We start from the raw sequence: 5598 nt of genomic DNA, 5'->3' as shown, positions 1-5598 counted from the left end.
CATATTACCCGCTTGAATTTCAATTCATAGGGTCTTATGCTTGAGTGGTTTTCTATATTCCGAAATTAACCGTTATGACTAAATCTGCTGAAAATATCGAAAAGAAAATTGAAGCCCAGTTAGAGAAACTGAAACAGTTAAAAGCACAGAAACAAGCTATCGAAGCAAGAGAACGTACCAAGCAAAAGGAACAGCAACGAAAAGATGATACTCGGCGTAAAATTCTGCTCGGTTCTTATTTGATTAAAAAAATGCAGAATGAAGCCAATAAAGAAAAAATACTCGCTGAACTCAACGAGTATTTAACAGAAAATAGAGATCGACAGCTTTTTGATTTGCCCGACATTGAAGCCTAATTTTTCTTCGCTATTTGGTTGTTTTGTTCGGCTTGATACTCTGGAATGAGCGTATTTAAAACCTTTTGAATATTGTCCTTGTCTTCTATCTGCAAATTATCTCGATAGTAAATTAAGTCCTGTATTTTGCTTTCCATCTGCATTTTTTCGGTGGGTTCGGCATCTTTGGATAGTCGGGATAATAGGAAGATATAACCGCATATATTTTCCCTCGCAATTTCATAATTTACGATGTCGAGGTATTCAACGGTCACATGCTTTAGATCGGTTGATAGGTTATTTAATTTAATCATGGCTGAAATCCTGATTTTTCTAAAATTGGATAAAGCTCTCTGAATTTTTCAGGCTCTAAAAGCATATCAGCGATACGAATAGCAAATTGTTGGTAGCTTTCTGTACCTTGTGAATATATTCCCATCTCAGGCATTTCAGACATTTTATTCGCAAATAAATGGCGTTGTGCATCGGTCATTTTTATAAAAAAATCAGGCGTGTTTGGATCTCTTTTTGCTTCAACTTTTGGCTGTTGTTTTTGCTTAAATTTGAAAGAAAAACCTGAAATGATCCGTCCTTTTTTATGCTGTTCATACGTTACAGTAATATCAGTATGCTCATTAATTTGTTTAATTGATGGTTCAAGCACACGCTTTTTGAAGTCACTCATGGCGGTGTATTCACTATCAACAAGACCTAATCTATTTCTAAACTCACTAAGTTCTAGTTGTGGAACTTTTCCAACTTCACGCCAAGCAATCAGCAATTCATAAAGCCTAGTGGCGTATTTACTGGTTAGGTGAGCAACTTGTTTAGCTTCATATTTTGTAAAGTGTTCTTCCAATCGTGTGATTAAAGGCACTACATCAGGAGCAAAAGTAATTTCTAACAATGCTAGGTCATCTACATAAAATATACGGCTTACCCAGCGAGATCGAACAATGCCGACTTTGCCTGTTTTTTTATATTCGGCTGTATAACTAAATTGACGATTAAACAGATTATTTACAGCTTCTCTCAAAGCTTTATATGACGCATCGGCAGATACATTGAATAGCTTGGCGTAGTCACTAGCATGTATTTCCAGTTTACTATCCGCAGTGATTCCTTGTCCCGATTCTCTAGCATTAATGATAGCTAGCATGATCAAACGTTGTTCCGTTAGCTCTAGGTTGTAACTGGCATTTATTAGAGCATTATCTTTCACGACTAAACTATTTTTCATAAGAAGAACTTATTATTATCTAATTAAAGGACAATGTAATCTAATATCTTTTTAAGGTCAATATTTATAACGTCCTTTAATTAAGAGTAAATGTCCGTTTATACAAGAGCAAATGTCCGTTTATACAAGAGCAAATGTCCGTTTATACAAGAGCAAATGTCCGTTTATATAGTCTGTAACACTTACTACACAAGGGTTTCAACCTGTCTAAAAGCATTAAAAGCTTTAAAAATAATTAAAAGCCTTTCGAGAGGGGAGTGCAAACTGCCCTAGGTACTCGCTAAAGCTCGTACTCTATTGAAGCTCGTTCCTCGCTTCGTGGGGCAGTTTTTAGTTAATCATGTTTGTGAAATCTAAAAGCAAAAGCATTGGTAATGTATTCGCTTCGCTCATACTTTTTGAAAAGCAAAAGCTCCAAAGTTCGCACCCATTCGGGATGCTCTGTACCTACCTTTTAAAATCGAAAGGGAGCTTGTAATCAGAGAAAAGGCAAGGGCGAAATTTTGATGATGCTCAATCGCTCGTAGACACTCGCTAGGTTCTTATTATCTAGGTTTTAATTATTTACTGGAGCTAATCAAAGTTGTGAAACATTGCTTAAATAATAGTCGTGGAACGTGAAAAGTCATAAAAAAAGCCCAGTCATGGGAGACTGGGCTATAAACTAGAAACTACAGCATTGATTTCTATAGATAATTATAACGCATTTCGTATAAGGTGTATTATGTTAATTTTAGAAAATCTTAAGATAATTATTAATGAGTGGCTTAATGAATAAAGAAATTTCTGTATTACTGCATGACGTTCCTACTCATGCAGATTACGCATGTGATGCAACAGATTTAGATCCAGAAGATATTCCTGAAGATCGTATAGAACAAGTCATAAATTTATTAAATTCTTCTGATGAAAATATTGTATTTGAGGCAGCAAAACTTCTGACTAATTGGGGACAATCCTCTGGTTTTGATGCATTAGTAAATTTATTAAATGAAAATAAATTAGTTGGTTATATAGATCATCGTTTACATGGTTATGATGATACACTTCAGCATGTACTTAGAGCTTTTGTTCGTTATTGGGCATTCCAAGCTGATCTAGGATTTGGTGAACAGGCTAGAATAAAAATATTTCATCCTATACAAAAGATTATAGAAATATCTAATACAGAACCATTTGATATTAGTCGCTTATTTTGGTTAATTGATGATGAAAAATACGATGAATATATTCCTTTAATTAAAAACCATTTAATCCAAATAATAGATCATCCTGAATTACAATTTTGGAAAATCCATGATGCTATTGAACTGATGCTGAAATTAGAGCCTGAGTTTGTTCATAATTTATTAGAAGAAAAAGGCAAAACATTGGAAGACTTTAAAATTAACACTTTATAAAGTTATACATTTAACATAATGGTGGTTATACGAAATTCATTTGTTAGAAACCATTTATTACATCAAAAGTAATGAAAAAGTAAAGAATATGCCTTATATTATCTTTACTTTAATGTTTTTTGAGTGAGGAAATCATGTCCGCAGTCAATTTCAATATGCGCTTAGAAGCAGAGTTAAAAGAACAAGTCACGCCTATTTTAGAAGACTACGGTTTGACTATGCCCCAAGCATTCAAACTGTTCTTGAATCAAATCGTTAAAACTAAGGCGATCCCTTTATCTTTTGACTATGCGCGAGAAACTGCTTTAACTCCTAAAGCAGCAGCTAAGTTACTTCAATCTTTAAAAGAGATTGAAAATGGCGAGTACACCGAGTACGAAACGGTAGAAGAAGCGATTAAAGCTATGTCGGAAGAAGCACATGGCTAAACGTAAGATTATCGTAACCAGTTCTTTTAAACGTGATATTAAAAGACGTTATTTAGAACTGGTTACGGCTGAATGGGCAGAAGTATTAGATTGTTTAGTCGCAAATAATCCTTTGCCTGAAAAATATTTAGATCATCCCTTGAAGGGTGGTGCAGAGTTTAAGAATTGTCGTGATTGTCATGTGAAGCCTGACTTAGTCTTGATTTATAGGCTTGTTGGTGACGATATTTTAGAACTGCATCAGTTGGATAGCCATTCCGAAATTTTTGGATGACTATCGCTCGATGCTTTGAAATATGGCTTTAGCCATGTTTCAAAGTCGGGCAACTTTGCGCTTGCTGTAATTTGATTCGTAATGAGAAAAACCAAGCAAAGTACCGATCAACTAGTATTTTTTAGGGTCGATCTGACACCAGTCATAGGTTTTTTCTTTGACACTACTCGGTTCAAACGAGTAGCAATTTTTCCTCATTATTCTCACCAATGTTTCACCATCACTTTCTCGAATTTGTAGCGGATATTTTTTTAGTACAGCCAGATCTGCTCTACGTTCATCAATTTCGTCTTTGCTTGGTATGTATAAGAAGATAGCCAAAATGAATACCATCATCACAGCCACAAACGTGCTGGCAAAAATAAGGATAAGTTTTAAGTTGAGCCTGTTTGTAGCTTCGTTTAATGCCTGAATACTGTTGTTTAATGCACCTGTATGCTTTTTATTTGCGTTTTCTAGCGATTTTTCAGCCTTGTCTAGCACTCCACTAGCGACTTGGTTGTAAAACTGCTCTAATCGCTTCTTATCGTCTGCTATGGCTTCTCGATATTCCTTCATGGATGCCAATAAAATATATAACTGGTCATCTAAATCATTTTGATTGCTCATAATGACATTCCGCCTCTACTTAGTTTTTGAGATGCCTTGCGGAGTGCTTGCTCGGCTCGTTGTTTATCTAATTCTTGCTGTCGTTTCATTTCCGCTTGGCGTTCCAGTTCTAGACGTTTGGTTTCTTGGTTCTTCTGCCATTGATCAAAACCTTGATCGACACGGTTTAAACCACGCTGTAAAACGCTCTCTTTCTGCTGTTTCTGTTGGTCAAGCTGTTGGGCGTTCTGCTGTTTCACATTGTCATTAAAACGGCTGATTTCAGTGTCTATGCCTTGTCTGCGTAATTGGGTGACTTTAGTGCCTTCATGGATGGTGGCTTGTAGTCCGTTATTCTGATCGGCATAGCTGCGGTGGTCTATTTTTTCCTGAAAGCCTGCTCGTTCTAATGCGTGATTGGCTAAATTTGCCCACGTTTCCCGAATCTGTTTAATTTCGTCTTGGGTTGTCCCCATACCAAGGCTTTTTCGTTTGGCGTTACTGAGTTCAATATCGGTTTTGGTGGTCAGAGTGAGTTTATTGTCTGCATTCAATTCGGCTTTTCGGGTTGTGAGCATGATATGGGCGTGATGGTTTTTATCATTACCGCCTTTACTCGGTTCATGGATGGCTAAATCTGCGATTACGTCATAGCGATCAACTAAGGACCTGGCAAAGTCTTTTGCCAAGTCCTTACGTTGATCAGCGTCTAATTCATCGGGTAGGGCGATTACCCATTCTCTAGCGGTTCGGGCATCTTTGCGGTTTTCGGACTGTTCTGCCAAGTTCCAAAGGTCATTACGGTCAATTTCAATATCGAGATTCGAGATAATTTCTGAATGGGCGACACCATCTTTTCTTGTAAAGTCATGGGTCAGCCCTGTGCGTTCATCTTTGAGCTTTTCACCTGCACGATAAGCCATAGATGCAACAGCAGTTCTGCCTGAACTTCGATTAACTGTTTTGGTCGAGCAATGATAAATCGCCATCGCTTAACACTTCCGACTAGCAGGGACGTAATAACCGCATTTTTCACATTCTCTTTTTAGGTTCTGAACTTCTCTTTCTTCTGCATGTTGTGCCATCTGTTCAGGCATCTTATAAGTGCATTCGTGTCCGCAATTTGGACAAAGGTAAAGGTGAGTTTCTCTAAAATTATACCGATACATTTTTATTTACCTTTTGCTTTTTTAAATTGCGTAGCAATTTTTTGGGGTTAAGGGGATTCCCCTTACGCAAACTTTGACTTGGATGAAATCCAAGTCGTAAGTGCGCATTTCATGAAAAACACGATAGCATATTACCCGCTTGAATTTCAATTCATAGGGTCTTA

8 protein-coding genes are annotated in these 5598 nt (G+C 36.9%); 4 read left to right on the top strand and 4 right to left on the bottom strand.

Annotation, left to right across the window (positions count from 1 at the left end; all coding sequences use genetic code 11):
- The first annotated feature begins 74 nt into the window (after positions 1 to 74).
- Positions 75 to 356, top strand: a complete 282-nt coding sequence (locus FTU06_RS16450) for a hypothetical protein (protein WP_005254311.1) — start codon at positions 75 to 77, stop codon at positions 354 to 356.
- Here the strand turns inward: FTU06_RS16450 and FTU06_RS16445 are convergent.
- Both FTU06_RS16445 and repM read right to left on the bottom strand, forming a co-directional pair.
- Complete coding sequence (locus FTU06_RS16445) at positions 353 to 649, bottom strand: hypothetical protein (RefSeq protein WP_179996659.1); 297 nt, start codon at positions 647 to 649, stop codon at positions 353 to 355. The two genes, FTU06_RS16450 and FTU06_RS16445, sit on opposite strands and share 4 nt — an antisense overlap.
- A complete protein-coding gene (gene repM / locus FTU06_RS16440) occupies positions 646 to 1575 on the bottom strand; it encodes a replication initiation protein RepM (protein ID WP_152872916.1) in 930 nt (309 codons plus the stop codon). The genes FTU06_RS16445 and repM overlap by 4 nt, the downstream gene beginning before the upstream one ends.
- A gap of 770 nt (positions 1576 to 2345) precedes the next feature.
- Between repM and FTU06_RS16435 the strand changes: the two genes are divergently transcribed.
- The 3 genes from FTU06_RS16435 to FTU06_RS16425 all read left to right on the top strand — a co-directional run bounded on the left by FTU06_RS16435 (position 2346) and on the right by FTU06_RS16425 (position 3677).
- The gene (locus FTU06_RS16435; RefSeq protein ID WP_078194520.1) at positions 2346 to 2975 is read left to right on the top strand and encodes a hypothetical protein; all 630 of its coding nucleotides are present in this window, start codon (positions 2346 to 2348) and stop codon (positions 2973 to 2975) included.
- Between the two features lie 134 nt (positions 2976 to 3109).
- The gene (locus FTU06_RS16430) at positions 3110 to 3403 is read left to right on the top strand and encodes a type II toxin-antitoxin system RelB/DinJ family antitoxin (RefSeq protein WP_001277151.1); all 294 of its coding nucleotides are present in this window, start codon (positions 3110 to 3112) and stop codon (positions 3401 to 3403) included.
- Positions 3396 to 3677 (top strand): type II toxin-antitoxin system YafQ family toxin, encoded by a 282-nt coding sequence (locus FTU06_RS16425; protein WP_001129137.1) that lies wholly within the window; start codon positions 3396 to 3398, stop codon positions 3675 to 3677. The genes FTU06_RS16430 and FTU06_RS16425 overlap by 8 nt, the downstream gene beginning before the upstream one ends.
- A gap of 111 nt (positions 3678 to 3788) precedes the next feature.
- On the opposite strand, the gene FTU06_RS16420 is transcribed toward FTU06_RS16425, so the two are convergent.
- Positions 3789 to 4286 (bottom strand): hypothetical protein, encoded by a 498-nt coding sequence (locus tag FTU06_RS16420; protein ID WP_179997568.1) that lies wholly within the window; start codon positions 4284 to 4286, stop codon positions 3789 to 3791.
- Positions 4283 to 5254: a MobQ family relaxase gene (gene mobQ, locus FTU06_RS16415; RefSeq protein ID WP_180015673.1), complete on the bottom strand. Its 972-nt coding sequence runs from the start codon at positions 5252 to 5254 to the stop codon at positions 4283 to 4285. Before mobQ ends, FTU06_RS16420 begins: the two co-directional genes overlap by 4 nt.
- Between the last annotated feature and the right edge of the window lie 344 nt (positions 5255 to 5598).

The sequence above is a fragment of the Acinetobacter sp. YH12052 genome, from assembly GCF_013419835.1.
GTDB lineage: Bacteria > Pseudomonadota > Gammaproteobacteria > Pseudomonadales > Moraxellaceae > Acinetobacter > Acinetobacter amyesii.
Note: the sequence above shows the minus strand (reverse complement) of the source record. Positions and strands in the feature narration are given on the sequence as shown.

Excerpts from the sequence above, each read along its gene's own strand:
- FTU06_RS16450 (WP_005254311.1), top strand. The coding sequence starts at position 75 with ATGACTAAATCTGCTGAAAATATCGAAAAGAAAATTGAAGCCCAGTTA.
- FTU06_RS16445 (WP_179996659.1), bottom strand. The coding sequence starts at position 649 with ATGATTAAATTAAATAACCTATCAACCGATCTAAAGCATGTGACCGTT.
- repM (WP_152872916.1), bottom strand. The coding sequence starts at position 1,575 with ATGAAAAATAGTTTAGTCGTGAAAGATAATGCTCTAATAAATGCCAGT.
- FTU06_RS16435 (WP_078194520.1), top strand. The coding sequence starts at position 2,346 with ATGAATAAAGAAATTTCTGTATTACTGCATGACGTTCCTACTCATGCA.
- FTU06_RS16430 (WP_001277151.1), top strand. The coding sequence starts at position 3,110 with ATGTCCGCAGTCAATTTCAATATGCGCTTAGAAGCAGAGTTAAAAGAA.
- FTU06_RS16425 (WP_001129137.1), top strand. The coding sequence starts at position 3,396 with ATGGCTAAACGTAAGATTATCGTAACCAGTTCTTTTAAACGTGATATT.
- FTU06_RS16420 (WP_179997568.1), bottom strand. The coding sequence starts at position 4,286 with ATGAGCAATCAAAATGATTTAGATGACCAGTTATATATTTTATTGGCA.
- mobQ (WP_180015673.1), bottom strand. The coding sequence starts at position 5,254 with ATGGCGATTTATCATTGCTCGACCAAAACAGTTAATCGAAGTTCAGGC.